16 protein-coding genes are annotated in these 14,089 nt (G+C 69.7%); 6 read left to right on the forward strand and 10 right to left on the reverse strand.

What is annotated here, in order from left to right; translation table 11 throughout:
* Positions 1 to 226: beta-propeller fold lactonase family protein (locus ACM2XV_RS06815; RefSeq protein WP_487026383.1), on the reverse strand; the 226-nt coding region annotated here is incomplete at its 3' end.
* Positions 226 to 1,512: an adenylosuccinate synthase gene (locus tag ACM2XV_RS06820; protein ID WP_344777014.1), complete on the reverse strand. Its 1,287-nt coding sequence runs from the start codon at positions 1,510 to 1,512 to the stop codon at positions 226 to 228. The genes ACM2XV_RS06820 and ACM2XV_RS06815, both read right to left, overlap by 1 nt.
* Before the next feature lie 158 nt (positions 1,513 to 1,670).
* Here ACM2XV_RS06820 and ACM2XV_RS06825 point away from each other — a divergent pair, with 158 nt between their 5' ends.
* On the forward strand, positions 1,671 to 2,198 hold the full coding sequence (locus tag ACM2XV_RS06825) for a hypothetical protein (protein WP_487026384.1): 528 nt from the start codon (positions 1,671 to 1,673) through the stop codon (positions 2,196 to 2,198).
* Between the two features lie 85 nt (positions 2,199 to 2,283).
* Positions 2,284 to 2,475, forward strand: coding sequence for a hypothetical protein (locus tag ACM2XV_RS06830; protein ID WP_487026385.1), 192 nt, complete (start codon positions 2,284 to 2,286; stop codon positions 2,473 to 2,475).
* 43 nt (positions 2,476 to 2,518) lie between these two features.
* On the opposite strand, the gene ACM2XV_RS06835 is transcribed toward ACM2XV_RS06830, so the two are convergent.
* The 4 genes from ACM2XV_RS06835 to ACM2XV_RS06850 all read right to left on the reverse strand — a co-directional run bounded on the left by ACM2XV_RS06835 (position 2,519) and on the right by ACM2XV_RS06850 (position 7,554).
* The gene (locus ACM2XV_RS06835) at positions 2,519 to 2,911 is read right to left on the reverse strand and encodes a PIN domain-containing protein (protein WP_487026386.1); all 393 of its coding nucleotides are present in this window, start codon (positions 2,909 to 2,911) and stop codon (positions 2,519 to 2,521) included.
* Positions 2,898 to 3,185, reverse strand: coding sequence for a type II toxin-antitoxin system Phd/YefM family antitoxin (locus ACM2XV_RS06840; protein ID WP_344777008.1), 288 nt, complete (start codon positions 3,183 to 3,185; stop codon positions 2,898 to 2,900). Before ACM2XV_RS06840 ends, ACM2XV_RS06835 begins: the two co-directional genes overlap by 14 nt.
* Positions 3,186 to 3,299: 114 nt before the next feature.
* A complete protein-coding gene (purL, locus tag ACM2XV_RS06845) occupies positions 3,300 to 5,720 on the reverse strand; it encodes a phosphoribosylformylglycinamidine synthase subunit PurL (protein WP_487026387.1) in 2,421 nt (806 codons plus the stop codon).
* Between the two features lie 61 nt (positions 5,721 to 5,781).
* Entirely contained in the window at positions 5,782 to 7,554 is a 1,773-nt protein-coding gene (locus tag ACM2XV_RS06850; RefSeq protein WP_487026388.1) for an ATP-binding protein, read from the reverse strand.
* A gap of 210 nt (positions 7,555 to 7,764) precedes the next feature.
* On the opposite strand from ACM2XV_RS06850, the gene ACM2XV_RS06855 reads away from it, so the two are divergent.
* A complete protein-coding gene (locus ACM2XV_RS06855) occupies positions 7,765 to 8,646 on the forward strand; it encodes a hypothetical protein (protein ID WP_487026389.1) in 882 nt (293 codons plus the stop codon).
* Between the two features lie 19 nt (positions 8,647 to 8,665).
* Here the strand turns inward: ACM2XV_RS06855 and ACM2XV_RS06860 are convergent, their stop codons facing one another.
* Positions 8,666 to 8,932 carry a helix-turn-helix domain-containing protein gene (locus ACM2XV_RS06860; protein ID WP_487026390.1) on the reverse strand — a complete coding sequence of 89 codons (267 nt, stop codon included), beginning with the start codon at positions 8,930 to 8,932 and terminating at the stop codon, positions 8,666 to 8,668.
* Between the two features lie 33 nt (positions 8,933 to 8,965).
* Here ACM2XV_RS06860 and map point away from each other — a divergent pair, with 33 nt between their 5' ends.
* Positions 8,966 to 9,730 (forward strand): type I methionyl aminopeptidase, encoded by a 765-nt coding sequence (gene map / locus ACM2XV_RS06865; RefSeq protein WP_487026391.1) that lies wholly within the window; start codon positions 8,966 to 8,968, stop codon positions 9,728 to 9,730.
* Positions 9,731 to 9,832: 102 nt separating this feature from the next.
* Here the strand turns inward: map and ACM2XV_RS06870 are convergent, their stop codons facing one another.
* The 3 genes from ACM2XV_RS06870 to ACM2XV_RS06880 form a co-directional block, all read right to left on the reverse strand.
* Positions 9,833 to 10,720: a dihydrodipicolinate synthase family protein gene (locus tag ACM2XV_RS06870; RefSeq protein ID WP_487026392.1), complete on the reverse strand. Its 888-nt coding sequence runs from the start codon at positions 10,718 to 10,720 to the stop codon at positions 9,833 to 9,835.
* 69 nt (positions 10,721 to 10,789) lie between these two features.
* A complete protein-coding gene (gene purQ / locus ACM2XV_RS06875) occupies positions 10,790 to 11,488 on the reverse strand; it encodes a phosphoribosylformylglycinamidine synthase subunit PurQ (RefSeq protein ID WP_487026393.1) in 699 nt (232 codons plus the stop codon).
* A 3-nt stretch (positions 11,489 to 11,491) separates the two neighbouring features.
* Positions 11,492 to 11,761: a phosphoribosylformylglycinamidine synthase subunit PurS gene (locus tag ACM2XV_RS06880; RefSeq protein WP_344776994.1), complete on the reverse strand. Its 270-nt coding sequence runs from the start codon at positions 11,759 to 11,761 to the stop codon at positions 11,492 to 11,494.
* A 250-nt stretch (positions 11,762 to 12,011) separates the two neighbouring features.
* Here ACM2XV_RS06880 and ACM2XV_RS06885 point away from each other — a divergent pair, with 250 nt between their 5' ends.
* Positions 12,012 to 12,608, forward strand: a complete 597-nt coding sequence (locus tag ACM2XV_RS06885; RefSeq protein ID WP_344776992.1) for a PadR family transcriptional regulator — start codon at positions 12,012 to 12,014, stop codon at positions 12,606 to 12,608.
* 3 nt (positions 12,609 to 12,611) lie between these two features.
* Positions 12,612 to 14,089 (forward strand): DHA2 family efflux MFS transporter permease subunit (locus ACM2XV_RS06890; protein ID WP_487026394.1); only part of this gene is annotated, 1,478 nt, incomplete at its 3' end.

Raw genomic sequence — 14,089 nt, forward strand, 5'->3', positions numbered from 1 at the left:
CCTTCTCGCCCACCGCGTAGAGCACGGGCAGGGTGGGATGCTGCGCCACGAAGCTCGGGCTCGGCGTGCGCGCCGCGAGCCTCACCGCGCTCAGCGTGCCGTCGTCGGCGATGCGGGCCGAGAGGATGCCTTCGCCGGTGCCGCCCATGTCGGGGGTGTAGCCCCCGACCCACAGGGCGCCGCCCGCCGCGCCGGCAGCGCGCAGGGAGCTCGAGTCGGCCGCCATCAGTCGATCAGGTCGTGACGCACGATGATGGCGTCGCGCTCGGGCCCCACGCCGATCGCCGAGATGCGGCAGCCCGACAGGCGCTCGATGGCGAGCACGTAGTCCTGCGCGTTCTGCGGCAGCTCGTCGAAGCTGCGCGCGCCCGAGATGTCCTCGGTCCAGCCGGGGAACTCCTCGTAGATCGGCTTCGCGTGGTGGAAGTCGGACTGCGAGACGGGCACCTCGTCGTGGCGCACCCCGTCGACGTCGTAGGCGACGCACACGGGAATCGTCTCGAGCCCGGTGAGCACGTCGAGCTTCGTCAGCACGATGTCGGTGAGGCCGTTGACGCGGCTCGCGTAGCGGGCGATCGGCGCGTCGTACCAGCCGGGCCGGCGGCGGCGGCCGGTCGTGGTGCCGAACTCGTGGCCGTTCTCGACGAGGAAGTCGCCCCACTCGTCGAACAGCTCGGTCGGGAACGGGCCCGCGCCGACGCGCGTGATGTAGGCCTTCGCGATGCCGATGATGCGGGTGAGCTGCGACGGCCCGACCCCCGACCCGGTCGCCGCGCCGCCGGCCGTCGCCGACGACGAGGTCACGAACGGGTAGGTGCCGTGGTCGACGTCGAGCATGGTCGCCTGGCCGCCTTCGAACAGCACGTTCTTGCCGGCCGCGATCGCCTGGGTGAGCTCGAGCCCGGTGTCGGCGACCATCGGTGCGAGCCGCTCGGTGTACGACAGCAGCTCGGCCACGACCTCGTCGACCGTGATGGCACGGCGGTTGTAGACCTTGACGAGCAGCTGGTTCTTCTGGAAGAGCGCCCCCTCGACCTTCTGGCGCAGGATCGACTCGTCGAAGAGGTCCTGCACGCGGATGCCGACGCGGTTGATCTTGTCGGCGTAGGCCGGGCCGATGCCGCGCCCCGTGGTGCCGATCTGGCGCTTGCCGAGGAAGCGCTCGGTGACCTTGTCGAGCGTGCGGTGGTACGAGGCGATGATGTGCGCGTTCGCCGAGATCTTGAGCTTCGAGGTGTCGAGGCCGCGCGCGTTCAGCGCGTCGAGCTCTTCGAACAGCACCTCGAGGTCGACGACGACGCCGTTGCCGATGACCGGCACGACGCCCTCGGTGAGGATGCCGGACGGCAGCAGGTGCAGCGCGTACTTCTCGTCGCCGATCACGACGGTGTGACCGGCGTTGTTGCCGCCGTTGAACTTGACGACGTAGTCGATGCGGCTGCCGAGCAGGTCGGTCGCCTTGCCCTTGCCCTCATCGCCCCATTGGGCGCCGACGATCACGATTCCGGGCACGTGGTCCTCCTCATGCTGGAGCGGTGGACCGCGCTATCGACCGGTCCACCCCATCCTATCGAAGCGTCTATTTTCGCCTGACGAGCGCACCAGGCGGGTATGAAAGGATGCCCCACTGATGCCGCACCCGCGGCATTCGCCGTATGAAGGGGATGCCTGTGCCGACTTCCACGCTCGCCAGAACGGCCACCGCGATCGCCCTCGTCGCGCTCGCCTCGCTCGGCACCGCCGCCTGCACGGGCGGCGGCGGCAGCCATGCGAGCTCCGCGCAGCGAACGCCGCACGCCGGGGCCAGTGCCCGCCCGTCGAGCACTGCCCAGGCCGGCGTCACGACGACGATGCAGTGCCTCGAGCTCGAGGGGAAGCTCGCGGGCTCGGCCGCGACGCTCCAGAGTGCGCTCGGCGGGCTGAGCGGCGGCGGGGATCCGAGCGGAGCGGTGTCGCAGCTGCAGGGGTTCCAGCAGACGCTCGACAGCGCGGTCGGCAAGGTCACCGACCCGGCGCTCAAGCCCCAGGTCGACACCCTCAAGAGCGATTACGACGCGCTGGTCTCGACGGCGCAGTCGGCCTCAGAGGCGTACTCGACCCGAGACGTCGCCGCCGCGCAGGCCGCCGCGGCCAAGCTTGCGGCGCAGCAGCGGGCGCTCAAGGCCGACCTCTCCGGTCTGCAGCAGCTCTGCAGCTGAGCGGGATGCTCGCTCTGCTCCCTGAACGGCACTGAGCGGCACCGGGCCGCACCGAGCGACATCCGCCGTCGCGAGGCGTCTATTCGTGCCGACGCGTGAGTCCCGCTCGGGGCGGGGGGGGAAGGCGCCTGGCAACTACCTCACCGATGTCGCCGATCAGAAGGCGGCGCTCAGCGCCGGCGATGCGGTGTTCGTCGGATCGACCGAATACACCGTGACGGGGACTCAGCTGGTGAAGAAGAGCGATATCGCCGCCTTGGCCACGTCGAGACGCTGAAGAAGCCCCGGCCTTGCGGGGGTCTCGCCGACATGCCCGCCCTCTAGTGGCTCGTCGGCGAGATGATCGGAACGAGCTCGGCCACAAGCTCGAAATCCTTCGGATTCAGCGTCGCCAGTGACGCGCCGAGCGCGAAAGCATGCCCGGCCAGCATGATGTCTTTGCTCCGCGCGTGCGATGGGCGATGCGGGTGAACGATGGCCGCCACGGCTGCGTAACCGGCCGCCGCTCGTCTGTCGAACGGCAGCCATCGGGTGGCCAGCGTCTGCTGCAGCTGCGATAAGCGGAACTGCCGCAGAGCGCGAACTTCCGGGTCCACATCGATGGTGATGCCGAGCGCGAGCTCGGCGTAGCACAGCGTGCTGAACCCCAGAGCTTCATCGGGTAAAGCGATCGCCCCAGGATCGATCAGCACTGAAGTGTCAAGCAGGATCACTCGGAAGCCAATCGGAGAGCGGGTCGTTGTCGCGCGAGGCGTGGATCTCTTCGGCCCAGCCGGTCGTATCTGGCGGGATCTCAGCCATCGCGCGAGCGAACTCGGACCAGGTCAGTGGCTGAGTGCGGGGACGTGCCGGAGCCGACCGGGGCGGGGGCACGAGCCGTGCAGCCAGCCGACCGTTGACGGTCACGTCGATCTCTTCCCCGTCTTCGACGCGGCGCACGACTTCGCTGGCGTTCTGCCGGAGTTCACGGATGCCCACACTCGCCATGCTTCAAGCGTAGACCCGACGTAGCACATGGTCTACACGTCTTTTGGCAGGAAATCACGCCTCGGTTGCCGAAAGCGTGCAAACGTGACGACCTGGACCGCTCGGCCTGGGCGCCTATTCCGCGAGGTGGCGCGGCGCGCGCTGCGGGCGCTCCTCGGGGGCCACGTAGTAGGCGCTTGCCGCACCGGCTCCGACGACGGGCCCGAAGTGCTCGGGCAGCGTGGCGCGGTGGGCGGATGCCAGCTCTTCCAGCCCGACGGTGAAGAGCCCCTGGACCTCGAGGGTCGGGACCTCTCCGCTGATGGCATCCGTCACGCCGATGCGCGCGACGGGGAAGCCGCGGCCTTCGCACAGCCCGCGGAACTCGACGTCGTCCTCGCGCGGCACCGACACGATGACCCGCGCCGTCGACTCGGAGAACAGCGCGGTCGCGGCATCCACGCCGTCGCGCTCGAGCACCTCGTCGAGCACGATGCGGGCGCCCACGCCGAAGCGCAGCACCGACTCGGCCAGCGCCTGGGCGAGGCCGCCGTCGGCGAGGTCGTGCGCCGAGGTGACGATGCCCTTGATCGCAGCTGCGTGCAGCAGCTCGGCGAGCGCCTTCTCGCGCTGCAGGTCGACCTGCGGCGGCCGGCCGCCGAGGTGCCCGTGAACGGTGCCGGCCCAGGCCGAGCCGTCGAGCTCGAGCGCCGTGGTGCCGAGCAGGTAGATGTTCTCGCCCGGGTCCTGCCAGCCCGACGGGATGCGGCGCGCCACGTCGTCGATCACGCCGAGCACGCCGACGACGGGCGTCGGGAAGATCGGGGTGGTGCCGGTCTGGTTGTAGAACGAGACGTTGCCGCCCGTGACGGGGATCTCGAGCTCGAGGCATCCGTCGCTCAAGCCCTCGACCGCCTGCGAGAACTGCCACATGACCTCGGGGTTCTCCGGGCTGCCGAAGTTCAGGCAGTCGGTGACCGCCATCGGCACGGCTCCGGAGACGGCGACGTTGCGGTACGCCTCGGCGAGGGCGAGCTTCGCGCCCTGCGCCGGGTCGAGCTGGCAGTAGCGGCCGTTCGCGTCGGTCGCGATCGCGAAGCCGAGGCCGGATTCCTCGTCGACGCGGATCATGCCGGCGTCTTCGGGGAAGGCGAGCGCCGTGTTGCCGCCGACGTAGAAGTCGTACTGATCGGTGACCCAGCTCTTGTCGGCCAGGTTCGGCGAGCCGGCGAGGGCCAGGAACTGCTCGCGCAGCTGGTCGCGGCCCTCGGGCGTCGAGCCGTCCGGGCGGGCGAGCGCGGCCGCGGAATCCGCCTGCAGCGCATCGATCCACTCGGGGCGCGCGACCGGGCGGTCGTAGACCGGGCCGTCGATCGCGACGGTGCGCGGGTCGACGTTGACGATCTCTTCGCCGCGCCACTGAATGACGAGGCGGCCGGTGTCGGTGACCTCGCCGAGCACCGAGTACTCGACGTCCCACTTCTTCAGCACCGCGTCGAACGCCGCGAGCTTGTCGGGGTGCACGACGGCCATCATGCGCTCCTGCGACTCGCTCATCAGGATCTCTTCGGCGGTGAGCGACGGGTCGCGCAGCAGCACGGAGTCGAGCTCGACGAACATGCCGCCGTCGCCGTTCGATGCGAGCTCGCTCGTCGCGCACGAGATGCCCGCGGCGCCGAGGTCCTGGATGCCGTCGACGAGGTTCTCGCGGAACAGCTCGAGGCAGCACTCGATGAGCACCTTCTCGGCGAAGGGGTCGCCGACCTGCACGGCCGGGCGCTTCGTCGGGCCGGTGGAGCTGAACGTGTCGGATGCCAGGATCGAGGCGCCCCCGATGCCGTCGCCGCCGGTGCGCGCACCGAACAGCACGACCTTGTTGCCGACGCCCTCGGCGTTCGCGAGGTGCAGATCCTCGTGGCGCAGCACGCCCACGGCGAGCGCGTTCACGAGCGGGTTGCCCTGGTACACCGGGTCGAAGTAGGTCTCGCCGCCGATGTTGGGCAGCCCGAGGCAGTTGCCGTAATGCGAGATGCCGGCGACCACACCGTGCACGACGCGGGTCGTGTCGGGGTCGTCGATCTTGCCGAAGCGCAACTGGTCCATCACGGCGACCGGGCGCGCGCCCATCGAGATGATGTCGCGCACGATGCCGCCGACGCCGGTCGCGGCGCCCTGGAACGGCTCGATGTAGCTCGGGTGGTTGTGGCTCTCGACCTTGAAGGTGACCGCCCAGCCCTCGCCGATGTCGACGACGCCGGCGTTCTGGCCCATGCCGACCATCAGGTTCTCGCGCATCTTGTCGTTGACCTTCTGGCCGAAGATGCGCAGGTACTTCTTGCTCGACTTGTACGAGCAGTGCTCAGACCACATCACCGAGTACATGGCGAGCTCGGCGCTGGTGGGCCGGCGCCCGAGGATCGCCTTGATCTGCTCGTATTCGTCGGTCTTGAGACCCAGCACGTCGTAGGGCTGCTGCTTCTCGGGCGTCGCCGCCGCGTTCGCGGTCGTGTCGAGACCGGAAGAAGGAACGTGGATGGTCTCGGTGGCGTCAGTCACGGAGCCGATTCTACCGGCGCGCGCCTGGCGATCATTTCGAGACGGATGCCGCAGGCCGCGGTCACCCGAGGCGGTAGGTGCGGTTCTTCGACTGCGGCGGCGCGGTCGGGATGACGGCGCGCTGGTCGATCAGCACCCGCAGCCGCTGGCGCACGACGTTCACGGTGGAGCCGGCGCGGTCGGCGATGTCCTGCACCCCGAGTTCGCCGGCGTCTCTGATGGCGGCGACGATCCGCTCATCGAGCGCGCCGCGCACGGCGGGCTCGCGCGCGGGCGAGCTGAACACGCCGGGGGCGACCTCGCGCACCTCCTCGTGCTGCAGGCGCGAGCCCCGGCGGTAGGCCTCGCCCGGTCGTGCCGGGTAGCGCAGCCACCCCTCGTCGACGAGCGAGCGCAGGACATCCTGCGCGTCGTGGGAGTCGATGCCGAGCAGGGCGCGCAGCAGCTGGTCCTCGACATCGAGCTCGCGGTGCACGAGCGCGAGCACGCGCTGCTGGTCGGGCTCGAGGCCGTCGGCGCCGACATCTGCAAGCCACTCGTCGACGTCGGGCGAGAGCAGCCCGTGCCGCTCGAGCACGACCGTCATGCTGGTCAGCGTCGCTTCGAAGCGCGGCGCCGCGAGCCCGGCGCGGCCCAGCGACCCCGTCATTCGGGGGATGCCGCTGCCGGCGTTCTCTGACACCGTGTCGGCCGTGCCCGGCAGGGGGATGTCGGTCAGAAGCGTCGCGAGTCGCGCGTTGCGTGAGCGGGAATTGCCGTCGAACAGCTCGGTCACGCGGCGCCCGCCCCAGATGCCGCCCGGGTTGTGGATCTCGAGCCGATCGGGGTAGAGCTCGAGGCGAACCTGGTCGCCGAGGGCCATCGCGCTGTAGTCGCGGTGCGTGACCGCGTTGACGATCGCCTCGCGCAGCGCGTCGACCGGGATCTCGGGCTCGTCGAACGCACCGGCGCCGCGGCTCACCCGCCGATGTTGCAGATTCGACAGCACCGCGCGAACGGCGTCGTCGACCATCACGGGGATCGGGCCCTCGAGCGTCCTGCGGTCGAGCATGCGCACATCGCCGAGGACCGAGTCCTTGGTGAGCCCCGCATAGGAGTTGAAGGTGATCATCGCCTGCGGGAAGAACTGCTGGGGGTACGCGCCGAAGGCGAGCAGCCCCGCAAGCGTCGGGGTCGAGCGGTCGCTCGAGAGCACCTTCATCCTGGTGAGCACGTCGAGGTCGCTCGACAGCCCGGCGACCGCCCGCGGGCGAACGCGGCGCAACCTGGTCACGAAGCGGTCGACCAGCTCGCCGTCGAGATCGTCGGCCGTCGCCGACTCGACCGGCTCGATGTCGGTCGTGGGCTGCGCGGCATCCGTTCGCAAGAGGAAGACGCCGTAGCGGCCCATCACGCGGTCGCCGTCGGCGACGCGCTGATAGCTGCCGTTCTCGATGCCCTGGGTCGTGACGTAGCAGGGGCGCTGGTCGGCGGGCAGTTCCTCGACGTCGATCACGACGACGGGTGCGCCGTCGACTTCGGCGATGTCGATGACGCCGCTGGGGGTCGGCGTCACGGGGCCGGGGATGTCGCGCGGGGAGCGGGGGCGGAACGCCTCGGCGACCGCGTCGCGCACCTTCGCTGCGTCGAACCCGCTCGCCGGGCGGAAGCCGTTCGCCTCGTCCAGCCCGAGGACGACGAGGCCGCCATCTCGATTGCTGAATGCGCTGATCGTCGGCCACAGGCTGCGGGGCACCCCCTGCGACGCGGCCTTGACCTCGACCTGCGTCAGATCGGTGCCCGCGCGGCGCAGACGGGCGATGACTTCGTCGAGCGGCCCCTGGCTGGTTTCCATCACTGTTCCTCAGTCACTCGATCAGTGACGATCACTGACGACGATCACTGAAGTTCAGTGATCGTCGTCACTCGTCTTCACTGATGCCGATCACTGAACTTCACTGAACTTCACTGAACTTCACTGAACTGTAGCGACCGCCACCGACAGCGCGGCGCTGACGCGCTCGGCTGTGGAAAGACGCCCAGCCGCATCTTGCGAGAATGGATCGTGCCCGATCTCGGACTTCTTCTCGACGTCGACGGACCGATCGCCTCGCCCGTCACCCGCTCCATCGCCATCCCGTCCATCGCCGACGACCTCGTCACGCTCGTCGGCGCGGGCGTGCCGATCGCATTCATCACCGGTCGCAGCGACGCGTTCATCGACCAGCAGGTCGTGCAGCCGCTGCTCGCGCGCGGCCTCGCGAGCGCACTCGAGCGCCCCGGCGCGCGCATGTTCGGCGTCTTCGAGAAGGGCGGCTCGTGGGCCCCGATCACCCCTGCCGGCATGGCCGCGGTGACCGTCGACGAGACCGTCGCGCCCTCGGCGTCCTTGATCTCGGACATCCGGATGCTCGTGCAGCAGCGCTTCGCCGACACCATGTTCTTCGACGAGACCAAGCGCGCGATGATCTCGGTCGAGCAGCGACGTGAGGTCGAGGCATCCGTCTATCTGCGCGCGCAGAACCACTTCGACACGTACGCCTTCGACGTGCTGGTCGACCACGGAATCGGCGTATCGCACCGCGACCGCGTCGCGCCCGACGTGAACGGGAACGTGACCTTCCGGCTCGACTCGACCATCATCTCGACCGACATCGAGTCGGTCGTGCTCGACAAGGACCGTGGCGCACAGCGCGCGCTCGAGTACTTCGCGGCGGCGGGCGGCGAGCTGCCGCGCACCTGGCGCTCGGTCGGCGACTCGCGCAGCGACTACAAGATGGCCGACTTCCTGCACGAGGCGGGGTTCGATGCGGCGCACGTGGATGTCCGCCCGTCGGACGGCGTGCTCGAGAAGCCGTACCCGGTCATCACCGAGCACGGCGCGATCCATGACGAGGCCGGCGCGATCTTCCTGCGCCACTGGGTCGAGAAGCTGCAGCTGGTCTGAGCGCAGCGCGGGGCGGCGTCTAGGACGCGACCGCCGCGTCGGCCCCCGCGCTGACGGACGCCCACACCTCGTCGAGCGAGAGGCCGAGCGCGGTGGTGACCGCGGCGATCGTCGCGAACGACGGCGTCGCGACCCGGCCGGTCTCGATCTTCCGCAGGGTCTCGGGTGAGATTCCGGCCGCCAGCGCCACCTCGACCATCGAGCGGTCGCCGCGCGCCTGCCGCAGCAGCGCGCCCAGTCGCTCGCCGCGCTCGAGCTCGGCGGGTGAGAGCGGCAGTCGGACCATAGGCCAATAGTAATACCGGTATAGAATTACCGCATGATCGAGATCCTCAGCCCGTCCGAGATCGAGCGCGCGAAGGCGAGCGGCGCGTTCATCGCAAGCGTGCTGCGCGGCGCGCGTGAGCGAGCGCGCGTGGGCACCAACCTGCTCGAGATCGATGCGTGGGTGGGGCAGGCGATCGCGGATGCCGGCGCGGTGTCGAGCTACGTCGACTACGCGCCCTCGTTCGGGCGCGGCCCGTTCGGCCACTACATCTGCACCTCGGTCAACGACGCCGTGCTGCACGGCCTGCCGCACGACTACGCGCTGCGCAACGGCGACCTGCTCACGCTCGACTTCGCGGCCTCGCTCGAGGGCATCGTCACCGACGCGGCGGTGAGCTTCATCGTGGGGGACGCGGCGGACCCCGCAGACATCCGCATGATCGAGACGACGCAGACTGCGCTCGCCGCGGGAATCGCGGCCGCCGCGCCGGGCGCGCGGGTCGGCGACATCTCGCACGCGGTGGGGACCGTGCTCGAAGGCGCGGGCTACCCGATCAACACCGAGTTCGGCGGGCACGGCGTCGGCAGCACCATGCACCAGGACCCTCACATCGCCAACACGGGCCGCCCGGGCCGCGGCTACCGGCTGCGCCCCGGCCTGCTGATCGCGATCGAGCCGTGGATCATGGCCGACACCGCGACCCTTGTCACCGACGACGACGGCTGGACGCTGCGCAGCGCCACGGGTGCGCGCACCGCGCACAGCGAGCACACGGTCGCGATCACGGAGGACAGCCCGCTCGTCCTGACGGCGTAGCCGCTCCGGCGCCGCTCGCCAGTCGCGCTGCTCGGATCCGCACTGCGCTGCCCGGATCCGAGCAGCGCAAAGCGGATCGCAGCAGCGCAACCGCGCGCAGCGTCAGCGGCTGTGGCGCGCGGGCCCCGCCTGCAGGGCGTTCTCGAGCGCGGCGAGCGCCGCGTCGTCGGGTGCGTCGATCGAGATGCGGGGGATGCCCGCGGCCAAGCCCCGCCGCGTGAGCCCCGCCTTCAGCAGGCCGATGTCGGCGACTCCCGTCGCGGCGACGGCCGCGTCGATGCGGGGCTGCAGCTCGGCAGCGCCTTCGCCGGCCGCGACCGCCCGCGTCGCCTTCACGAACAGCTCGGGGAAGACGTTCGAGACACCGGAGACGACACCGCTGAACCCCGCCTCGGCCAGCCGCACGAGGTCGATGTCGTTGCCCGAGAACAGCTCGAACCCGGCCGGAACCGCCGCGCGGTACGCCTCGTTCTCGGCGAGGGTGAGGCCCGACACCTTGGCCCCGACGAGCCCGGGCACGCCGGCCAGCCGGGCGAGTGTCGCCGGCGCGACGGCGGTGCCGGCCCGCGGGGGGAAGACATACACGTAGTGGGACGCGCCCGGTGCGGCATCCGCCACCCTCGTCACGTGCTCGACCAGCGCGCTCTCGCCCGCCGGGAAGTAGTAGGGCGTGATCGCCGCGAGCCGCGTGGCGCCCGCGCGCTGCGCCGCCTGCGCGAGCCGGATCGTCTGCCGCGCCGTGGCCGCCCCGATGTGCGCGATGACGGATGCCGCGCCGAAGACCTCGAGCGCCGCCTCGATCACGGCGAGGCGCTCGTCGTCGTCGAGGGCGGTGAACTCGCCCGTCGTGCCGGGGGTGAAGACCCCGTCCACGCCGGTCTCCTGCAGCCAGCCGAACAGGCGGCGCGTGGAGTCGAGGTCGAGGCCGCCGTCATCGTCGAAGACGGTGACGGGTGCGGCGATGAGCTGGAAGCGTGACGGCGCAGTCATGCCGCCCAGGCTAGACCGACCGCTACACGGCCTGAAGCGCGCGCGGCGCGCTCGTAGGAAGTCGCCGAGCTAGACCGCTTGAAGAGCGTGCAGCGCGCTTGTGAAAAAGCGCAGCCCGTCGACGCCTGAGCGCATGCGCACCCGCGTGTTCGGCCCGAAGCCCGGCTCGACTGCGTGCTCGGGGTGCGGCATGAGGCCGACCACGTTGCCGCGCTCGTTCGTGATGCCGGCGATGTCGTTCAGTGACCCGTTGGGGTTCACGCCCTGGTAGCGGAAGACGACGCGGCCCTCGCCCTCGAGGCGCTCGAGCGTCGCGGCATCGGCGATGTAGCCGCCCTCGCCGTTCTTGAGCGGGATGACGATCTCTTCACCCTTCGCGAACTCGTTGGTCCAGGCGGTGTCGGGGTTCTCGACCAAGAGGGACTGGTCGCGGCGGATGAAGTTGCCGTGGTCGTTGCGGATCAGACCGCCGGGCAGCAGATGCGCCTCGACGAGCATCTGGAAACCGTTGCAGATGCCGAGCACCGGGGTGCCGGCGTTCGCCGCCGAGATCACCTCGGCCATGAGCGGCGACTGCGCGGCGATGGCGCCGCAGCGCAGGTAGTCGCCGTACGAGAAGCCGCCGGGCAGCACGATCGCGTCGACGCCCTGCAGGTCGTGGTCGCCGTGCCAGAGCGCGACCGGCTCGGCCCCCGCGAGGCGGATCGCGCGCTGCGCGTCGCGCTCGTCGAGCGAGCCGGGAAAGGTGACGACGCCGATCTTGGCCATGGCTCAGACCCCCGCGGGCGTCTCGCGGCCGACGACGTGAACGCCGACGACGTCTTCGATGACGGAGTTGGAGAGGATGTCTGCGGCGATCTCGCGGACGCGGTCGAGCAGCTCTTGAGTCAGCTCGTCGCCGGGAACCGTCAGCTCGAAGCGCTTGCCCTGGCGGACCTGGAACTCCCCGCGGCCGGTGCGGGCCAGGGCGCCGGCGATCGCCTTGCCCTGGGGGTCGAGCAGCTCAGCCTTGGGCATGACTTCGACGACGATCGTGGGCACGTGGTTCTCCGTCCGGTGCGGTTTGCGTGGTGCATCCGAATTCTACCGGGGGATGCCTGGGCGGGCGGGCCGCTGCCGGTGCCGGCATCCCGCCCGCGCTTGGGACCGTGCGCGCGGACGGTGTGCACGGACTAGTTGACATCAAATATTCCGTGCGGAATAATCGGCACGGAACAACGTCGCGGATGCCGCGATGTCGGTGGCTCTGAATAGCGTTTTCTTCGCGTGTGGAATGGGGTGAGGCGTGGTGATGACACCGTTGGCGATGGCCGCGCTCGCGCTGCTGAGCGAGCGCCCCATGCACCCGTACGAGATGTATCAGACGCTCATCCAGCGCCGGGAGGACCGATTGGTCAAGGTGCGCCCGGGCTCGCTGTACCACACGGTCAACAAGCTGACCGAGCTGGGGCTCGTGCGCGTCACCGGCACCGACCGCGAGGGCAACCGGCCCGAACGCACCACCTACGAGATCACCGAGCAGGGGCAGCTCGCACTCGCTGAGCGCATCGCCGACATCATCGCGGCGCCGGTCTACGAGTATCCGAGCTTCCCGGTCGCCATCGGCGAGGCGCACAACCTGCCGAGAGAGACGGTGATCGACCTCGTGCGGCGGCGGCTCAAGGGCCTCGACGTGCTGCGCGACGAGTCCGAAGAGGCCTTCGCCCATTTCGGCCGCACGTCACTGCCGCGCAAGTACTGGCTCGACGTGAGCTACCTCGAGGCGATCTACACCGCAGAGCGCACGTGGCTGAGCCGGCTGCTCGCAGACCTCGAGTCGGGCGAGCTCGACTGGGGCGAAGAGAAGCGCTCCGACCCTGCACAGACTTCCAAGAAGAAAGACGACTGAGCGATGACAACGACTCACCCGACCCACACGAAAGAGGTCCGACCCTGGCCCGCGCTCTGGGCGCTGGTCATCGGCTTCTTCATGATTCTGATCGACACGACCATCGTGTCGGTCGCGAACCCGTCCATCCAAGAGGGCCTCAACACCTCGACGAACAACGTGATCTGGGTCACCAGCGCGTACCTGCTGACCTACGCGGTGCCGCTGCTCGTGACCGGTCGTCTCGGCGACCGCTTCGGCCCGAAGAACATCTACCTCATCGGGCTCGTCGTCTTCACGCTCGCCTCGCTCTGGTGCGGCCTCTCCGACAACCTGCCCGGCAGCGGCATCACCAACCTGATCATCGCTCGCGCGGTGCAGGGTCTCGGCGCCGGCCTCATGACCCCGCAGACGATGGCGGTCATCACCCGCACCTTCGCCCCCGAGAAGCGGGGCACCGCCATGGCCCTGTGGGGGGCCACCGCGGGCTTCGCGACCCTCGTCGGCCCGATCCTGGGCGGTGTGCTCGTCGATGGGCTCGGCTGGGAGTGGATCTTCTTCGTCAACGTGCCCATCGGCATCGTCGCCTTCGTGCTCGCCGCGATCCTCGTGCCGAAGCTCGAGACCCACAGCCACACCTTCGACTGGCTCGGCGTGTTCCTGTCGGCGGTCGGCCTGTTCTTCCTGGTGTTCGGCCTGCAGGAGTCCAACACCTACAACTGGAACGGCTGGGTGTGGGCAGCCGTCGTCGGCGGCATCGTGTTCCTCGCGCTGTTCGTGGTCTGGCAGGCGTTCAACAAGAAGGAGCCGCTGCTTCCGCTCGGCCTGTTCCGCGACCGCAACTTCTCGCTGTCGAACGCGGCGATCTCGGCCGTGGGGTTCTCGATCACCGCGATGTTCATCCCGCTGGTCTACTTCTTCCAGGCCGTGCGGGGCTTCACCCCGACCGAGTCCGCACTGATGACGGCGCCCACCGCGGTGCTCTCGATCGTGCTCGCCCCGATCGCCGGCCGCCTCACCGACAAGGTGCACCCGCGCCTGCTGGTGCTGCCGGGCGTCGTGCTCGTGAGCGGTGCGATCTGGCTCTTCGCCGTCATGATCTCGCCGACGATCGCGTGGCCGCTGCTGCTCATCCCGTCCGCCGTGATGGGCCTCGGCTCGGCCTTCATGTGGGGCCCGATCGCGACGACCGCGAACCGCAACCTGCCGCCGCGTTCGGCCGGTGCCGGATCCGGCGTGTTCAACACGACCCGGCAGGTCGGCGCCGTGATCGGCTCGTCGGCGCTCGCGGCGCTCATGACGAGCCGCATCTCGACCGAGATTCAGAAGGCGCTGCCCCCGGGCAGCAAGGGCACGGGCGGCAACCTGATCTCGTCGAACACGACCCAGCTGCCGTCGTTCCTGCGCGACGCGTTCACGAACGCCATGAGCGAGACGCTGATCCTTCCGGCATCCGTCATTCTCGTCGCGGCGGTGTGCGCGATCTTCTTCGTGGAGCCGAG

The organism is Gryllotalpicola sp. CP2-P1 (assembly GCF_057512245.1).